General features: G+C 65.3%; 14 protein-coding genes. 2 read left to right on the top strand and 12 right to left on the bottom strand.

What is annotated here, in order from left to right:
• Positions 1–32: 32 nt before the first annotated feature.
• The 11 genes from VXJ37_RS03885 to VXJ37_RS03835 all read right to left on the bottom strand — a co-directional run bounded on the left by VXJ37_RS03885 (position 33) and on the right by VXJ37_RS03835 (position 10690).
• The gene (locus VXJ37_RS03885; RefSeq protein WP_331321738.1) at positions 33–779 is read right to left on the bottom strand and encodes an SDR family NAD(P)-dependent oxidoreductase; all 747 of its coding nucleotides are present in this window, start codon (positions 777–779) and stop codon (positions 33–35) included.
• Positions 776–1549: an SDR family NAD(P)-dependent oxidoreductase gene (locus VXJ37_RS03880; RefSeq protein ID WP_331321737.1), complete on the bottom strand. Its 774-nt coding sequence runs from the start codon at positions 1547–1549 to the stop codon at positions 776–778. The genes VXJ37_RS03885 and VXJ37_RS03880 overlap by 4 nt, the downstream gene beginning before the upstream one ends.
• 5 nt (positions 1550–1554) lie before the next feature.
• Entirely contained in the window at positions 1555–3030 is a 1476-nt protein-coding gene (locus tag VXJ37_RS03875; protein WP_331321736.1) for a gamma-aminobutyraldehyde dehydrogenase, read from the bottom strand.
• Positions 3031–3075: 45 nt separating this feature from the next.
• On the bottom strand, positions 3076–4152 hold the full coding sequence (locus tag VXJ37_RS03870; RefSeq protein WP_331321735.1) for a proline racemase family protein: 1077 nt from the start codon (positions 4150–4152) through the stop codon (positions 3076–3078).
• Positions 4149–5066: a dihydrodipicolinate synthase family protein gene (locus tag VXJ37_RS03865; protein ID WP_331321734.1), complete on the bottom strand. Its 918-nt coding sequence runs from the start codon at positions 5064–5066 to the stop codon at positions 4149–4151. Before VXJ37_RS03865 ends, VXJ37_RS03870 begins: the two co-directional genes overlap by 4 nt.
• Before the next feature lie 68 nt (positions 5067–5134).
• The gene (locus tag VXJ37_RS03860; protein WP_331321733.1) at positions 5135–6397 is read right to left on the bottom strand and encodes an NAD(P)/FAD-dependent oxidoreductase; all 1263 of its coding nucleotides are present in this window, start codon (positions 6395–6397) and stop codon (positions 5135–5137) included.
• A 50-nt stretch (positions 6398–6447) separates the two neighbouring features.
• Positions 6448–7314 carry an amino acid ABC transporter ATP-binding protein gene (locus VXJ37_RS03855; protein WP_331321732.1) on the bottom strand — a complete coding sequence of 289 codons (867 nt, stop codon included), beginning with the start codon at positions 7312–7314 and terminating at the stop codon, positions 6448–6450.
• A complete protein-coding gene (locus VXJ37_RS03850; RefSeq protein WP_142118072.1) occupies positions 7311–8048 on the bottom strand; it encodes an amino acid ABC transporter permease in 738 nt (245 codons plus the stop codon). The genes VXJ37_RS03855 and VXJ37_RS03850 overlap by 4 nt, the downstream gene beginning before the upstream one ends.
• 37 nt (positions 8049–8085) lie before the next feature.
• A complete protein-coding gene (locus tag VXJ37_RS03845; RefSeq protein ID WP_331321731.1) occupies positions 8086–8934 on the bottom strand; it encodes a substrate-binding periplasmic protein in 849 nt (282 codons plus the stop codon).
• Between the two features lie 441 nt (positions 8935–9375).
• Positions 9376–9972, bottom strand: coding sequence for a short chain dehydrogenase (locus VXJ37_RS03840; protein WP_331321730.1), 597 nt, complete (start codon positions 9970–9972; stop codon positions 9376–9378).
• A 4-nt stretch (positions 9973–9976) separates the two neighbouring features.
• Complete coding sequence (locus VXJ37_RS03835) at positions 9977–10690, bottom strand: GntR family transcriptional regulator (protein ID WP_331321729.1); 714 nt, start codon at positions 10688–10690, stop codon at positions 9977–9979.
• Positions 10691–11206: 516 nt separating this feature from the next.
• Between VXJ37_RS03835 and VXJ37_RS03830 the strand changes: the two genes are divergently transcribed.
• Entirely contained in the window at positions 11207–12712 is a 1506-nt protein-coding gene (locus VXJ37_RS03830) for a CoA-acylating methylmalonate-semialdehyde dehydrogenase (protein WP_331321728.1), read from the top strand.
• A gap of 94 nt (positions 12713–12806) precedes the next feature.
• On the opposite strand, the gene VXJ37_RS03825 is transcribed toward VXJ37_RS03830, so the two are convergent.
• Complete coding sequence (locus VXJ37_RS03825; protein WP_331321727.1) at positions 12807–14330, bottom strand: PucR family transcriptional regulator; 1524 nt, start codon at positions 14328–14330, stop codon at positions 12807–12809.
• A 124-nt stretch (positions 14331–14454) separates the two neighbouring features.
• Here VXJ37_RS03825 and VXJ37_RS03820 point away from each other — a divergent pair, with 124 nt between their 5' ends.
• Complete coding sequence (locus VXJ37_RS03820) at positions 14455–15816, top strand: aspartate aminotransferase family protein (RefSeq protein ID WP_331321726.1); 1362 nt, start codon at positions 14455–14457, stop codon at positions 15814–15816.
• Positions 15817–15880: the final 64 nt, after the last annotated feature.

The following is a 15880-nucleotide window of genomic DNA, read 5'->3' as shown; positions in this document are numbered from 1 at the left end:
ATTGCTGCGAATTCGATGCCGACGGCGGGTGCTTAGCGCACGTAGTCGGCGCCGGTGATATCGATCGTGGCCCCGGTGGTGTGGCGGGACCTGCCGGAGGCGAGGAAGGCGATGACTTCCGCGACATCCTCCGGTGGTGTTACCTGACCTAGGGGCAGGGCCGCCAGCAGCGCGGGGTCCGTGGCGAGGTCGCCTGCGATGTCGGTGGCCACCCAGCCGGGCGCGACGGCGTACGCGAGGATGTTCTCCCTCGCGTAGCCGCGCGCGATTCCCTTGGTCAGGGCGAGGAGTCCGCCTTTGGCGGCGCCGTAGGCGAGGTGTTCTGCGTCGTCCCCGCGGTGGGCGGAGCGGCTGGTGGTGTTGATGATGATGCCCCCGCCGCGCTCCCGGAATCCGAGGATGGCCTGCCGGCACAGGTCCGCCGGGGCGAGCAGGTTCAGTTCGTAGTTGGCCTGCCAGCCCTTCTGCCATGCGCGGCCGTCATCCATTGGTGACGCGAGCCAGGCGCCGGCGTTGTTGACCAGCACGTCGACGCCGCCGCGCCAGGCCGAGGCCTCGGCCCAGACCCGCTGACGCTCCGCTGTGTCGCGGAGGTCGCCCTGCACCGGATGGACACGATCGCCCAGCCGGTCGGCGGTGGCTTGGGCGGAGTCCTTGTCGTTCCCGTAGTGCAGGACGACATGCGCGCCGTCCCGGTGCAGGACTTCAACTGTTGCGCGGCCGATGCCGCGCGAAGCGCCAGTGACGAGGACGGTCTTACCGTCCATGGTGCCGGTCATGCGACGGCCTGGGCGCCGGTGATTTCGATGACGGAGCCGCAGATGTAGGGTGCTTCGTCGGAGGCGAGGAAGGCCACCAGGGCGGCGATTTCCTCCCGCTTGCCGATGCGTCCGAACGGGACCAGGGCGTCGAGGTCGGCGACGGTGCGGCCGCTGCGGGCGAGCCCGGCTTCGAGCATGGGTGTGTGCACTTCGCCGGGCGCCACGGCATTGACCCGGATGTTGTTCGGGGCGTAGTCGCGGGCCAGGTTTTTGGTGAAGGCGACGACGGCGGCCTTGGACACGTTGTAGGCGATGTGTCCTGGCGCCGGGTACAGGCCCCATTGGGAAGCGGTGTTCACGATGGCACCGCCACCGGCATGGATCATGTGCGGCAGCACTGCACGGCAGAGGTGGAACAGTGCATCCACGTTGACGGCAAAGGACAGGTCCCAGTCGTACTCCGTCAGGGAGAGCAGGTCACCACGGCGGTTAACGCCCGCGTTGTTGGCCAGCACGTCTATCCCGCCGCGGCCGTCAACAATCAGCTGGACCGCGGCCGCGGAGCCCTCGGGGTCCAGCAGGTCGAAGACCAGCGGCTCGGCGGAGAGACCGTCCCCCGTCAGGGCATCGGCTACGTCCTTCGCGGCTGTTTCGTTGGCATCGGCCACGAACACGTGGGCGCCTTCGGCGGCCAGCCGGCGGCTGATGGCGGATCCGATCCCGCCACCAGCCCCGGTGACCAGCGCGGTCTTGCCGTCGAAGCGGCGCCCACGTCCCGTCGTCGTCATTCTGCCTACCCCTCCAGGGTGAAGATGGTGCGGTGCCACTCCTTGGCCTGCTGGCCGGTGAGGTCAAACATGACGTGCTTGACCACGGTGTATTCGTCGAAGGAGTAGGTGGACATGTCCTTGCCGAAGCCGGACTGCTTGAAGCCGCCGTGGGGCATTTCGCTGATGATCGGGATGTGGTCGTTCACCCAGACGGCCCCGGCACGGATTTCGCGGGTGGCGCGCAGGGCACGGTAGACATCCTTCGTCCAGGCGGAGGCGGCCAGGCCGTAAGGGGTGTCGTTGGCCAGTTCGATGGCTTCGTCGTCAGTGTCGAAGGGGGTGACAGCGAGGACAGGACCGAAGACTTCATCGCGGAAGATTTCGCTGTCCGGGGTGGCGTCGGCGACCAGGGTGGGCCGGTAGTAGGAGCCGCTGGCCAGCTCGCCGTCAGGGATGCCGCCGCCAATCACGCGGGCGTACCCGCGGGCACGGTCCACCATGCCGGCGACGGTTTCCTGGTGCTTACGGGAGACGAGGGGGCCGAGGTCGGTGGCGGGGTCGGCGGTGGGGCCGAGCTTGACCTTGGCGTAAAGGTCGGCGACGCCGTCGATGAACTTCTCGTAGAGGGAGCGGTGGACGATGGCGCGGGTGGCGGCGGTGCAGTCCTGGCCGGTGTTGATCAGGGATCCGGCAACGGCGCCGTGGATGGCGGCTTCAAGGTCGGCATCGTCGAAAACGACGAAGGGGGCCTTGCCGCCGAGTTCGAGGTGGACGCGCTTGGCGGTGGTGGCTGCGGCGTCCAGGACGGTGCGGCCTACGGAGGTGGAACCGGTGAAGGAGAGCATGTCCACGTCAGGGTGGCGCAGCAGTTCGGCGCCGACGGTGGAGCCGCGGCCGGTGAGGACGTTGATGACTCCTGCGGGAACGCCGGCTTCGGTGGCCACTTCTGCGAACAGCAGGCTGGTCAGTGGCGTGATCTCCGCGGGCTTGAGGACGATCGTGTTGCCGGCGGCGATGGCGGGCAGGATCTTCCAGGCGGCCATCTGCAACGGGTAGTTCCACGGCGAGATGGAGCCGATGACGCCGATCGCTTCGCGGCGGATGGAGGAGGTGTGGTCGGGGGAGTATTCACCGGTTGCTTTGCCTTCAAGATTGCGGGCTGCGCCGGCGTAGAAGGCGATGTTGTCGATGGTGCCGGGGACGTCGAATTCGCGGGTGAGGCGGATCGGCTTGCCGGCCTGCCGGGATTCGAGCTGGGCGAATTCCTCGGCGCGTTCTTCCATAAGCGCGGCGAATTTGGTGAGGACTGCGGACCGTTCACCGGGGGTGGCGCGTGACCAGGCCGGGAATGCGTCGCGGGCTGCCTGCACGGCCTGCTTGACGTCGTCGCTGCCGGCCAGGGTGATGGTCCGGATGGTGTCGCCGTTGGACGGGTCGATGACGTCCACGGTTTCGCCGGTGCTTCCGTCGACGAGTTTGCCGTTAATGAACTGGCTCACAACTCCTGCTTTCAGTTGTTTCGGAAAAGTGTCTAAGTGGGTGCTTTAGGCGCCGGGGGCCCAGATGTCGCCGACCGTGTAGCCGGAGGGGAAGGGGTCGGTGGGGTCCAGCAGCCATTGGGTGCGGCCGGTGATCCAGCCGCGGCCCCGGATGGTGGGCAGGACCGCTTCGCGGCCGCCCGCCGTCGTTGTTCCGGTCAGCTGGCCGATGAATTCGCTGCCGATGATGCTGTGGTGGGAGAAGTCTTCGCCGATGGCCAGCTGGCCGCGGGCGTGCAGGGCTGCCATCCGGGCGGACGTGCCGGTCCCGCAGGGGGAGCGGTCCAGCGCCCCGGTCCAGGTGGACGGGTCGGAGGGGACGAGTTTGCCGTTGGACAGCACCACGGTGTTGCGGTCCTGCCGGCCGGGAACGCGGTCACCGGTGTGCAGCATGACCAGGTTGACCCCGGAAATGAGCGGGTTGTCCGGGTGGACACAGGCGATCTGCTCCAGGGCGGCCATCTTGATCAAGGCACCCGCGCGGGCAAGTTCCTTGCCGTTGTCCGGGTGCAGTTCCAGGCCCAGGTCCGCTGCCTTGGCCTGGGCGAAGAACTGGCCGCCGAAGACGACGTCGACGGGCACGGTTCCGTACTCCGGCACCTCGAGCGGGAAATCGAGTTCGACGACGAACGCGGGGACGTTCACGACGGTCACCGAGAGGACCTTGCCGTCGTGGATCTTGGCGACGGCCTGGACGGTGCCAACGGCGGTGTCGATGGTGACCATGGTTTCGGGGCCGCGGACCGGGACGATGCCTTCCTCCAGGGCGGCGGTGACCGCGCAGATGGTGTTGGATCCGGACATCGGGGTGAAGCCGCCCTGTTCCAGGACCACGATGCCGAAGTCGGAGCCTTCGTTGACCGGGGGCAGGAGGATCACCGAGCAGAGGCCCGGGTAGCCGCGCGGCTCATGGAGCATGAGCCGGCGCAGCCAGTCCAGGTTGTCCTTGCAGTACTGCAGGCGCTCCGCCATCGTCTCGCCCTGGACGAGGGACGCGGCGGAGGTGAGGATCCGGCCCGGCTCGCCTTCGGCGTGGACCTCGATGGCGTCGAGGGCGAGTTTGGTGGCGGAGCGCGCGGTCATGCTGCTACTGCCGGGAGGACGCCTGCGTTGCGGAGGATGCCGGCGAAACGCTCGCGTTCCTCGGCGGGCAGCGGCTGGATGGGCAGCCGGGCCGGACCGACGGGTTCGCCGATGAGTTCCAGGCCCGCCTTGATGCCGGCCACGTAGTTGACGGACTCAAGGAAGTCACTGATGGCCCACAGGTGCTTCCACAGTTCACGGGCGCGGACCAGGTCCTTCTCTTCTGCCAGGGCGTTCCAGAATTCGACGGCGAGCTCGGGCACCACGCCGGCGGTGCCCCAGACCGAGGCCTCGGCGCCGGAGGCGATGCCGAAGAAGGTCAGGGTGTCCCAGCCGTTGAAGGCCTTGATGCTGTCGGTGTGGTTGGCCAGGAGTTCGGCCAGGCCCACGGCGTCGTCCGATGTGTTCTTGATGTAGTCCACTCCGTCGATCTGGCCGAGTTCGGCCAGTTCAGCGGCGGTCAACTGGATGCCGGTGGCACCGGGAACGTTGTAGTAGACGATCGGGATGTTGATGGACCCGGCGACGGCGGAGAGGAACGTCTTGAGGGTGCTGAGGTCCAGGGGGTCGTAGAACGGCGGGACCAGCATGATGGCGTCCGCGCCGACCGCTTCGGCGTGCTGGGCCAGGTCGATGGCGCCCTGGGTGGACAGTGCCCCAATGCCGGCGACCACGGGGACACGTCCGTCGGCGCCCTTGACGTACAGCTCGATGACGCGGCGGTATTCCTCGGGGGAGAGGGTGGTGAACTCACCGGTGGTGCCCGTGGGGACGAGGCCGTGGATGCCGGCGGTGACCAGGCGCTCCACCTGGCGCTGCAGGGCCGCTTCGTCGATGGCGGAGCCGTCCTCGGTGAACGGAGTGGTGACGGCGGCGAGGATGCCGCGGAGTTCCTTCTTGGTGCGTGCAGACATGGTGTGGTGCTTCCTTTCCAAAGGTGATCAGGCCGCTGTTTTGCGGCAGGAAATTAGGGGGTCCGGTACTAGTGGGCCGGGACGGGCTGGCGCTGGACGCCGCGGAAACGGTCGGCCCTGAAGGGCTGGAGGGTGGGCGCCATCCGGCCGCGGACGATCAGATCCGTCAGTGCCGAGGCGGTGCCGGGGGCGAGGGTGATGCCCATCATGCCGTGGCCGGTGGACACGTACGTGTTTTGCAGGTGCCCGAGGTGGCCGATGACGGGCAGCCCGTCCGGTGTCATGGGCCGCATGCCGGCCATTGGTGTCGGCTTGGTGGCGGGTGGCTCCCAGTTGCGGAAGTACTTTGCCGGGGCCCGGAGGATGGCATCGACCCGGACCTGGTTGATGTTCTCGTCCAGGCCGCCGAATTCCATGGTGCCGGCCACGCGCAGGCGTTCGTTGAACGGTGTGACCGCGACCTTGGCATCCCAGAGGTTGACGGTGCTGCGCAGGCCCAGGGCGGGAACCTCAACGCTGTATCCCTTGCCGGGGCGGACGGGCAGTGGCACTCCGAACTGCTTGGAGAGGTTGCCGCTCCAGGCACCGGCGGCGAGGATGAAGTTGTCGCCGGTGTAGCGGTTGCCGCGGCTGTGGACCGCGGTGACGCGGTCACCGTTGCGGTCCACGGCATCGATGGGCGAGTTTTCGATGATCTTGACACCCATCGCTATGAGCCGCTGGTGCAGCGCGGTAGCCATTGCTCCCGGGTCCACGTGGCGTTCCTGGGGGAAGTAGATACCGCCCAGGACTTCGTCAGTGAGCAGTGGTTCCTGCTCGTGCACCGCGTCCCGGTCCAGCACGCGTGGCTGGCGTCCGTACTGGGATGCCAGGTCGAGGTTGTCGACGTGGTGGTCGAAGTTGTCCTGCTCCATGAAGGCCATGAGCAGACCGTTCGTGTGCATTTCGAAGTCCATGCCGTCGGCGCGGTACTCGTCAAAGATCTGCAGGGTGTCGGCAGCAAGTCGGAGGTGGCCCTCAAAGCCTGCGCGCTGGTCGCGGGCGTTGGACTTGCGCCACATGCCCAGCATGAATCCCAGGAAGGCCGGGTTCAGGGAGGGCCGGATGTAGAGCGGGCTGTCCGGGCGGAGCATCCACTTCATGGATTTGAGGACGACGCCGGGACCGGGCACGGGTGCCGATTCTGCCGGGCAGATCCATCCGGCGTTGACCTTCGACGCGCCCAGGCCGGTGGCCCGGGCGTCAATGATGGTGACGTCCTCGCCTTCCCGGGCGAGGTGGTAGGCCTGGGTGAGGCCGATGACGCCGCCACCAATCACTACGGTGTGCACAATGGTTCCTTTCTTGGTCCGGTTCAGGGGCCTGTTCCGGATCGGTGTACCTAGAAGCGGACGGCGTCCACGAACTTCTTGAGGTCTTCGTTGTCGCACTTGTCGAACGCAGCTTCCGGGGTGGCGTTGACGGCGATTTCACCGTCGTGGAAGAACACCACCCGGTCTGCGGCCTTGGAGGCGAAGGCCATGTCATGGGTGACCAGGGCGACGGCGATGCCGTCCTCTTCCTTGAGCCGGCGCAGGACGTCGAGTACTTCTGCCGCGACGGGCGGGTCGAGGGCGGAGGTGATCTCGTCGCAGAGCAGGAGCTTGGGCTTCATCATCAGCGCCCGGGCGATGGCGACGCGCTGGCGCTCACCGCCGGAGAGCTGGGTGGGCTTGCTGAGGATATGGTGGGCCATGCCCACTTCGGCCAGGGCGGCTTCGGCGCGGTCGCGGGATTCGGACGCTCCCGCGCCACGTACCTTGCGGGGGGCGAGGACGAGGTTGTCCAGCACGTTCATGTGGGGCCACAGCGTGTAGGCCTGGAAGACCATGCCCACTTCTGAGCGGATGTTGTCCCATTCCTTGGTGCGTTTCTGGTCAGCGAAGACCGTGTGCCCGTCGATCAGGATCTGGCCCTCGTCCGGGTCGGTGAGCCCGGCAAGGGCGCGGAGGAGGGTGGATTTGCCGGAGCCGCTCTTGCCGATGATGACGGTGACGTCGCCTTTGTTTATCTCGAAGTCGACATTCTTGAGGATCTTGCGGGGTCCAAAAGCTTTTTGGAGGCCGCGGGCTTCCACGAGGACCTGCCGGTTCCCGGTGAGGCGGGGGGTGGGCTCGAGCGCTGTCACCTTTTTGCCCTTCTGTTCGGTTCCATCATTGTCCTTCTGCTGCTGGACCGGAGGAAGCCCGGTGCTCAGTGAGTGGCTCATGCCGGCACCACCGGACGGGTCCCGGGCATCATCCGGGAAGCGAGCCTCCTGGGCGCCGGGGCGCCCATGCCGGAGCTGTTCTGCATCCTGCGTTCGATGGAGCTGGTGATCAGTGAAATCGGGAAAGCGATGGCGAAGTAGACGCCTGCTGCCAGGGTGAAGACTTCCAGGGCCCGATAGGTCTGGGAAGAGATCGTGTTGGAGATGAACATCAGATCCGAGACGGCAATCGTGGAGACCAGCGCCGTGTCCTTGAATAGGGAGATGTTCAGGGACAGGATGACCGGCAGCTGCTGGCGCAGGGCCTGCGGGACGATGATGTAGCGGAGCTGCTGGAAGCGGCTCAATTGGAGCATCCTGCCGGCTTCGACCTGTTCAACGGGAACGGACTGGAAGCCGCTGCGGTAGGTTTCGGCCATGAAGGCGGTGAGGTTCGCCGTCAGGGCAATGACAGCCGACGCGTAGCCGGGGAGAGTAACCCCGGTCAGGGCAGGCAGTGCGTAGAAGATCCAGAACAGCTGGACCAGCAGCGGGGTGCAACGGAAGATCTCGATGTATCCCTGGGCGGCCCAGCGGATCACCTCGATCTTTGACATGCGCCCGACTGCCAGGGGCACCGCGAGGATCATGCTGATCACGATGGTGATGACGGTGATCTGGAGGGTGAGGCCCAGACCCTGCATCATTGCAGGGAATGCGTTGGCCACCACGTTCCAGTCGAAGTTGTAGTTCATGATGTCTTGGCTCCTTGGCCGCGTTGTTCCTGGCGGATCACTTCTTGGCGAGGTCGCCGAGGTTGTTGACCTCGAAGTAGTTGACCTTGGCGTAGGCCTGGGCCAGCGTGCCGCTCTTCTGGGCGCGCTCGATGGCGATGTTGACGATCTGCATGGACCGGGCATCGATTCCGGCGGGAACACCGTAGGCGGCGGTGCCGGAGTAGATCTCAGGCTTGGGGACAATGATCTTCAGTGACGAGTCGGCCTGTGCCTGGGACTCTGCGGTGGGAAGGTCGGTGAATTCTGCCACCGCGCGTCCTGCCTGGATGGCGGAGATGGCGTTGGAGTACGAATCCATGGGCATGATGTTGCCTGTCAGGCCCTTCAGTGTCGCCTCGGGTGCTGCACCTTGGGCGGTGGCAATCTGGCTGCCGCTGCTGATGACCTGGTCACTGGTGGTGAAAGGGGCATTGGCCTTGACGACGAACACGCCGGGGTATTCGTAAACCGGGTTGGTAAAGGAGATCGCCAGTGACCGCTCCACCGTGTAGTCAAGGTTTGCGGCGAAGTCGTAGCGGTTAGCCTGCAGGCCGGCCACGATGTTCTTCCACTCCGCGGCCACGGGAACCAGCTTCACGCCCAACTGCTTGGCCAGTTCCTCGAGGGGAATGAGGTTGGGGCCACCGAGAGTCCCGTCCGGCTGCTGGGTGGTCATGGGCGGGGCGATGGCCACACCGACACGGAGCTCACCGCGCTTCTTGATGTCATCGATGAATGAGCCCTGGGCGGATCCGGTGGATGCAGCGGCGCTGTTGCCGCGCATGCCGGCGCCGAGCCAGCCGCCCACCCCGGCAAGGACCATGACGGCCAGGATGGCGAGGACAATCTTGCTTGTTTTGGTCATTTCAAACCCTCTTTATGGGAAATGGGTCGGGGGAAGGCAAGGAAAAGAGTTTTGCCGACTGGATGGAAGATTTTTCTGATTGGACGCGGCCACCATGCTGCCGTGCTGTCCTGGGGGCGAAAGGCGGACGATGTTGCCATTCGGAGGTCGTTTGGTTGTTTTATTGTCTTACAATCAGCGTCGTGCTTCCAGAGTAAACCTGTGACCGGGGCCACGTCCAGTGCCTGCTGCAAAAAAGAAGAGTGTGAAGGAAATAAAGCTGTAACGCGGATTCCGCGTGCTTCCGGGGCCGGGGCCCGCGAGAGGGTGAGGAAGGCGGCAAATGTAAAATCCTGATGACCGCGTCGCGGAGGACTGCTGTTGGAAACAGCAAAAGCCGGCCTTCACGGGCGTGAAGACCGGCCTTTTCCGGGTGTGTGCGCGGGTAAGCTGCCTCCGCGTCTAGTGGTCCAAGGCGTACGTCTGACCCGTCTGGATGCCTTCGACGGACTTTACGTATGCGCGTCCCACCGTTTCCGCGGGAACCTGTTGGAATCCGGGGAAGTAGCCGTGGTAGCCGGTGGCCTCGGCGAGGACCGAAGGGCTCACGGCATTGATGCGGATACGGCGCGGCAGCTCGGCCGCGGCGGCCATGACAAAGGATTCCAGAGCGCCATTGGCCAGGGAGGAAGCGGCACCGGTCAGGATGGGTTCACGGGCAAGTACCCCGCTGGTCAGCGTGAAGGAGCCGCCGTCGTTTACATACTCCACGCCTATCTGGACCAGGTTAACCTGGCCGAGGACCTTGTCCTCGAACCCTGCCCGGAAGTCCTTGTCGGTGAGTTCTGCGAGCGGTTTGAATGGGACAGAGCCGGTGCAGGATATGACGGCGTCCACGCGGCCCACCTGGTCAAACATCCGGCGGACGGAGTCCGGTTCGGTCAGATCGACCGTGACCTGCCCGGAGCGGGAGGCCTCGATGATCTCGTGCCGGTCCCGCAGGGCCGCGGCGGCCGAGGACCCGAGCAGGCCGGTCGAGCCCACGATCAGAATCTTCATGTATTTAGCTCTCTTTCTGTGGAATTGCGCTGCCCAGGAGCGGGATGAGTTCCACCGCGCTGCGCATGGTGTGTTCGCTGAAGGCCTTCCGGATGACTTCGAGGTCCTTGGTCCGGATAGCTTGAACAAGCTTTTCGTGGACCCTGTGCGCACGCACGGGGTCTGCCCTGGCCGCCTGGTCCTGGGCGAGGATGATGGTGAGGTGTGCTTCCGTCACCGGCCAGAGCCGCAGCAGCAGCGCATTCTCGGACGCCGCCCACAGGCTCCGGTGGAATGCCACGTGGCTTTCGTGCCGGATGACAGGGTCCGGATCCATCTCGACGCGGCTGTAGTCTGCCCAACTGTCCTCCACCACTTTCATGCGCCGGCCTGAGGTGTCCTCCACGATCGCGGTGGCGGCCAGCATGTCCAAAGCCATGCGGGTGTTGGCCAGGTCCATGATGGCTGCCGCGTCCAGGGTGGCCACCCTGAGTCCACGGTAGGGCTCCTGGACCAGGAGCCCTTCCTGTGCCATCTGGTTGAGGGCCTCCCGGACCGTGGGGCGGCTGACGTTAAGCCATTCGGAAAGCTGCACCTCGGTGAGCTTCTCGCCGGGTTTGATGGTGCCCAGAACAACGGCGCGCCGGATCTCGTTGACCACGCCATCCCTGCGGGACACCGAGGCCACCGGGGACATCCGCAGAGGAAGTGCCGCAGCTGACATGTTTGATTCCGCCATGAGCTTCCCCAATACGTTAGATGGTCGACTACTGCAGTGGTGCAGATTGTCAGACAAAGTTTAGCGGTTTTCTCGCTCCGCGTACATGGTTACAAAGCAATTCTCCGGATCAGGGCACTTTCCGTGTGGACACTCCGGGGTAGCCACGTGCCCGGAATGCCGTTTATGGACGGCATGACGCTTCCTTCTCCAATGAATCGCGGCTCGCCGGCGATAGTGGTGGAGGCCTTCCCGCCGGCCGGAGCCCACCAGCCGGTCCGGGGGCAGTGCTCCCCGGTGCGCACGCCGTTCGTGGGCGCTGGAAGGAAATTACTGCGTCGTTTCATTGCGGCTCCTCAAGGCTCAATGCTGATGTGGCATTCACGGTAGGGGCGGCCGCCAGTGGCTGGCATGTGTACATCCGTCGAGAGAGCGACCTCTTTAGGTACAAATGGAGTCCCCTCCGACGTTAGCAGTCACCGTACCGTTGCTTCCAAGCCGATTCGGCAATACTCCTGAACGAAAGCGAGCAAAAGCGTGACCTCGAACGAAGAACTTCCCGTCCTGTCCCACTGGATCGACGGCGCCGAGTCCCTTTCCTCCGGGGACCGCACGGCCCCGGTCTACGATCCCGCCCGTGGAATCGAAACCAAGCGCGTCGCCCTTGCGAATGCCTCTGACATCGAAACCGCCATCTCGTCTGCTCACAAAGCCTTCCCTGCCTGGCGTGACCTCTCCATCACCAAGCGCCAGCAGATCCTGTTCCGCGTCCGTGAACTGCTGAACGAGCGCAAGGGCGAACTCGCCCAGATCATCACCGCCGAGCACGGCAAGGTGGTCTCGGATGCACTTGGCGAAATCACCCGAGGCCTGGAGGTCGTCGAACTGGCCACCGGGTTCCCGCACCTCATCAAGGGCGAGCACTCCGAGAACGTCTCCACCGGAGTTGACGTCTACTCCACGAAGTCGCCCCTCGGCGTCGTGGGCATCATCAGCCCCTTCAACTTCCCGGCCATGGTTCCCCTGTGGTTCCTGCCTGTCGCCATCGCCGCCGGCAACACCGTCGTGCTCAAGCCCAGCGAAAAGGACCCCTCCGCTGCGAACTGGCTCGCCGAACTGTTCACGGAAGCAGGCCTCCCCGCAGGCGTTTTCAACGTCCTGCACGGAGACAAAGAGGCCGTCGACGGACTGCTGGAGCACCGGGACGTCAAAGCCATCTCCTTCGTGGGCTCCACCCCGATCGCCCAGTACATCTACGAAACTGCAGCCAGGAACGGCAAGCGGGTCCAGGCCCTGGGCGGGGCGAAGAACCACATGCTGGTCCTGCCCGACGCCGACCTGGACCTCACCGCCGACGCAGCCATCAACGCCGGCTTCGGATCCGCCGGTGAACGCTGCATGGCCATCAGTGTTGTCGTCGCCGTTGAACCCGTCGCCGACGAGCTGATCGAGAAGATCACCTCCCGCATGGCGACACTGAAGATCGGCGACGGCCGCCGCAACTGCGACATGGGCCCGCTGGTCACGCGCCAGCACCGGGACAAGGTGGCGTCCTACATCGACATTGCCATCGAGGACGGGGCAAAGGTTGTGGTGGACGGCCGCGGCATCAACGTGGACGGTGACGAGAACGGCTTCTGGCTCGGGCCCACGCTGATCGACGAGGTTCCGGTCACTTCCCGCGCCTACACTGAGGAAATTTTCGGCCCTGTCCTGGCCGTGGTCCGCGTCCGCAGCTACGAAGAGGGCCTGGACCTGATCAACTCCGGCGCCTTCGGCAACGGCACGGCGATCTTCACCAACGACGGCGGCGCGGCCCGGCGCTTCCAGAACGAGGTCGAGGTCGGCATGGTGGGCGTCAACGTGCCCATCCCCGTCCCGGTGGCCTACTACTCCTTCGGCGGGTTCAAGGATTCCATCTTCGGCAGTTCGAAGGCCTACGGCCTGCAGGGCTTCCAGTTCTTCACCCGCGAAAAGGCCATCACCTCCCGCTGGCTGGACCCGAGCCACGGCGGCATCAACCTGGGCTTCCCCCAGAACTAGAGGCACCACCGCAAAGATGTCAGGAACCGGCACTGGTCTCTGACAACGAGGACCTCCGGCGTTCCTGCCGGAGGTCCTCGTTTGCGTTTCCGGCCTACTCCAAAAACTGAACAGCCGCGTACAGCTCCAGGCGGTCCTGCATGCTGTCCAGGTTCAATCCAAGGATTCGTCCGGCAGCATCAATCCTGTTGCGGAGCGTGTGCCGGTGCACTCCCACACGGCGTGCCGTCTTGTCCCAGACACAGTTATTGGCAAACCATTCCCGCACGGTCTCCAGCAGCTCCGTCTGCTCCGCGGCGTCGTGCGCGACGAGCGGTTGCAGCAATCCTCGGGCCACCGGCCCGGCCTTCTCCTCGCGGAGCAGGCCCAGCATGCCGCCCTCGGAGAGTTCGGAAAATTCGACGACGGCCCTTCCCAGTTCAGTTGCCCGCCGCAGCGCCCGCGTAGCTTCTTCCAGGGCGCCGGGCAGCGCATCCATTGTTGCCTCGGCGGAGACACCACACATCGCACCGTGGCGGCCCAGCAGTTCCAGGACCTTCTGCTGGTGGGCCCGGCCGGCCAGGATCACCAGCACCTGACCCTGAAGCGCATAGAACACGGCACCCCGGTGGTCGTCCGCGAGCAGCTCCAGGGCCTCCAGCAGGTTTGGTGCCGGACTCTCCTGCCGGGAGACGGTCACCAGCAGTGGATCACGGGGCAGCTGCCCCCATACCTGGCGGGCCGTGCGCAGGGCGACGTCGGTGCTGCCCGCCAGCAGCTGCTCGAAGACCCCCGCGCGCAGATGCCTGCGTGCCGTGTCGAGGGTACGCGCCTGTTCCAGGGCCAGGCTTGCCAGGCCGATAACGCTGTTGACGATATCCGCCCGGGCCGGGTCCAGGGGTTCGATGGCACCCAGCACCAGGGCGCCGCGCAGGTTGTCTTTGCGGCCAAGAGTCTGCAGGGTCACCGACTGGCCGTCAACGTCGAAGTGCGAGGCCGAGCGGGTCCCTAATTCCAGCGCCTGCCGTACCTTTTGACCTACTCCACCCGCGATCTCCGACGGGACGGGACGGTTCCGGGGCATGCGCACATAGTTGCCCGCGGCATCGTACAGGGCCACCCAACTGTGAAGCTGGCGCTCAAGCTCGCCGAGGATTGAGGTCAACCCGTCAGGCCGCAGGGCTGCCCGGGAGATGGCACGCTGGGCCTGCAGCGACCACTCGGCACGTGCGTGCTCTTCCCGCGCCAGATAGTCAGCAACAGTGCGAATAATGGCGATGAACGGTGTCCGGTCCGGTACCTCGACCAACGGAAGGCCCTGGTTCCGGCAGGCTTCCTCCAAGCCGGGAGGCAAGGTGCCATGAACCACCTGCGTCGCAAAGCCCAGTCCCACGATGCCGTGACTCACCAGCCGGCCGACGTACCGCTCATAGCCCTTCCGAAACTCGCCCTCGGCCGGGAACTGGGTACCGTCGGTCAGCAGCAGCTGGCCGGCGTCCAGAAACGGTGTGGGGTCCTCCAGGTCGGAGCTGTGCACCCAACTGATGGGCTCCTCAAGGCCCGGTGCTCCGAGTTCCGGCACCACCAGCCGCAACTTCAACGAGCGGCTGCGGAGCAGGACATTAAGGTTTGGCGGCATGGATTCCCCTGATGTGAAAACGTCGAATGACGACAGTTTGGTTGTACAAACGTATACGGCGCGGAGCCAGACGGAAAGCGGATGATGAAGGAACTTCCCATTCCACTTACCGAGAGGAAACGCCATGGTCGCCAACCAGGCACTCCTGCCCGCAGCAGACGCCAAGACACCGGCCGCTGATGCATCCCTCAGCAACGCCGAGGTCGTAGCCCTGGACCGGGCCAACGTCTTCCATTCCTGGTCGGCCCAGAAGTCACTGAACCCAATGGCGATCGCCGGCGGATCCGGCTGCACCGTCTGGGACCATGACGGCAACACCTACCTGGACTTCTCCAGCCAACTCGTCAACACCAACATCGGCCACCAGCACCCCAAGGTCATAGCCGCCATCGCCCAGCAGGCCACCACCCTGGCCACTGTGGCACCCGCGGCCGCAAACCACGTCAGGGCTACCGCTGCGGCCAAGATCCTGTCCCACGCACCCGCCAACATGGAGAAAGTGTTCTTCACCAACGGCGGCGCCGACGCGAACGAAAACGCCATCCGGATGGCCCGCCTGCACACCGGCCGCGACAAGGTCCTTTCCCGCTACCGTTCCTACCACGGCAACACCGGCTCGGCCATTGTTGCCACCGGTGACTGGCGGCGCATCCCCAACGAATACTCCCGCGGCCACGTCCACGTATTCGGCCCCTACCTCTACCGCTCAGAGTTCTGGGCCGAAACCCCCGAACAGGAAACCGAACGCGCACTGCACCACCTGCGCCGCGTCATCCAAGCCGAAGGGCCGCAGTCCATCGCCGCTATCCTGCTGGAAACCGTGCCGGGCACAGCCGGCATTCTCGTCCCCACCCCCGGCTACCTCGAAGGCGTCCGCGCACTCTGCGACGAATACGGCATCGTGATGATCCTCGACGAGGTCATGGCAGGCTTCGGCCGCACCGGCGACTGGTTCGCCTTCGACGCCTTCAACGTCACACCGGACCTCATTACCTTCGCCAAGGGCGTCAACTCCGGCTACGTCCCCGTAGGCGGCGTCATCATCTCCGGCGAGATCGCCGCGACCTTCGACGAGCAGGTCTTCCCCGGCGGCCTGACCTACTCCGGACACCCCCTCGCAGCAGCATCCGTGGTGGCCTCCATCGAAGCCTTCGAAGAAGAAGACATCGTCGGCAACGCCGCGAGGATCGGCCGGGACCACCTTGAGCCCGGCCTTCGCACCCTCGCAGAGAAACACAGCGTCATCGGAGAAGTCCGCGGCCGCGGCGTGTTCTGGGCCCTGGAACTCGTCCAGGACCGCAGCACGCGCGTGCCCGTAGCCCCCGAGTACATGGGGCGGCTCAAGGCTGAACTGCTCCGCCTGGGTCTGCTGCCGTTCCTGGCCGACAACCGCCTCCACGTAGTGCCGCCAGCCGTCGTCACTGCAGAAGAGGTGAACCAGGCCCTGGCCATCTACGACCAGGCTTTCACCGCCCTGACAGACTGACAAGACCCCGGGCGGCATCCTCAAAGCCCCGCAGGGCGAGTCTTTCGCTGAGGAATGAGGATCC

It is taken from the genome of Pseudarthrobacter phenanthrenivorans (genome assembly GCF_036455295.1).
Lineage (GTDB): Bacteria > Actinomycetota > Actinomycetes > Actinomycetales > Micrococcaceae > Arthrobacter > Arthrobacter phenanthrenivorans_C.
The sequence above is the reverse complement of the archived record's forward strand: the minus strand, read 5'-3'. Positions and strand labels throughout refer to the sequence as shown.

Coding starts and splice junctions, on each gene's coding strand:
- VXJ37_RS03885 (WP_331321738.1), bottom strand. CDS start 779: ATGACCGGCACCATGGACGGTAAGACCGTCCTCGTCACTGGCGCTTCG.
- VXJ37_RS03880 (WP_331321737.1), bottom strand. CDS start 1,549: ATGACGACGACGGGACGTGGGCGCCGCTTCGACGGCAAGACCGCGCTG.
- VXJ37_RS03870 (WP_331321735.1), bottom strand. CDS start 4,152: ATGACCGCGCGCTCCGCCACCAAACTCGCCCTCGACGCCATCGAGGTC.
- VXJ37_RS03865 (WP_331321734.1), bottom strand. CDS start 5,066: ATGTCTGCACGCACCAAGAAGGAACTCCGCGGCATCCTCGCCGCCGTC.
- VXJ37_RS03855 (WP_331321732.1), bottom strand. CDS start 7,314: ATGAGCCACTCACTGAGCACCGGGCTTCCTCCGGTCCAGCAGCAGAAG.
- VXJ37_RS03850 (WP_142118072.1), bottom strand. CDS start 8,048: ATGAACTACAACTTCGACTGGAACGTGGTGGCCAACGCATTCCCTGCA.
- VXJ37_RS03845 (WP_331321731.1), bottom strand. CDS start 8,934: ATGACCAAAACAAGCAAGATTGTCCTCGCCATCCTGGCCGTCATGGTC.
- VXJ37_RS03840 (WP_331321730.1), bottom strand. CDS start 9,972: ATGAAGATTCTGATCGTGGGCTCGACCGGCCTGCTCGGGTCCTCGGCC.
- VXJ37_RS03835 (WP_331321729.1), bottom strand. CDS start 10,690: ATGGCGGAATCAAACATGTCAGCTGCGGCACTTCCTCTGCGGATGTCC.
- VXJ37_RS03825 (WP_331321727.1), bottom strand. CDS start 14,330: ATGCCGCCAAACCTTAATGTCCTGCTCCGCAGCCGCTCGTTGAAGTTG.
- VXJ37_RS03820 (WP_331321726.1), top strand. CDS start 14,455: ATGGTCGCCAACCAGGCACTCCTGCCCGCAGCAGACGCCAAGACACCG.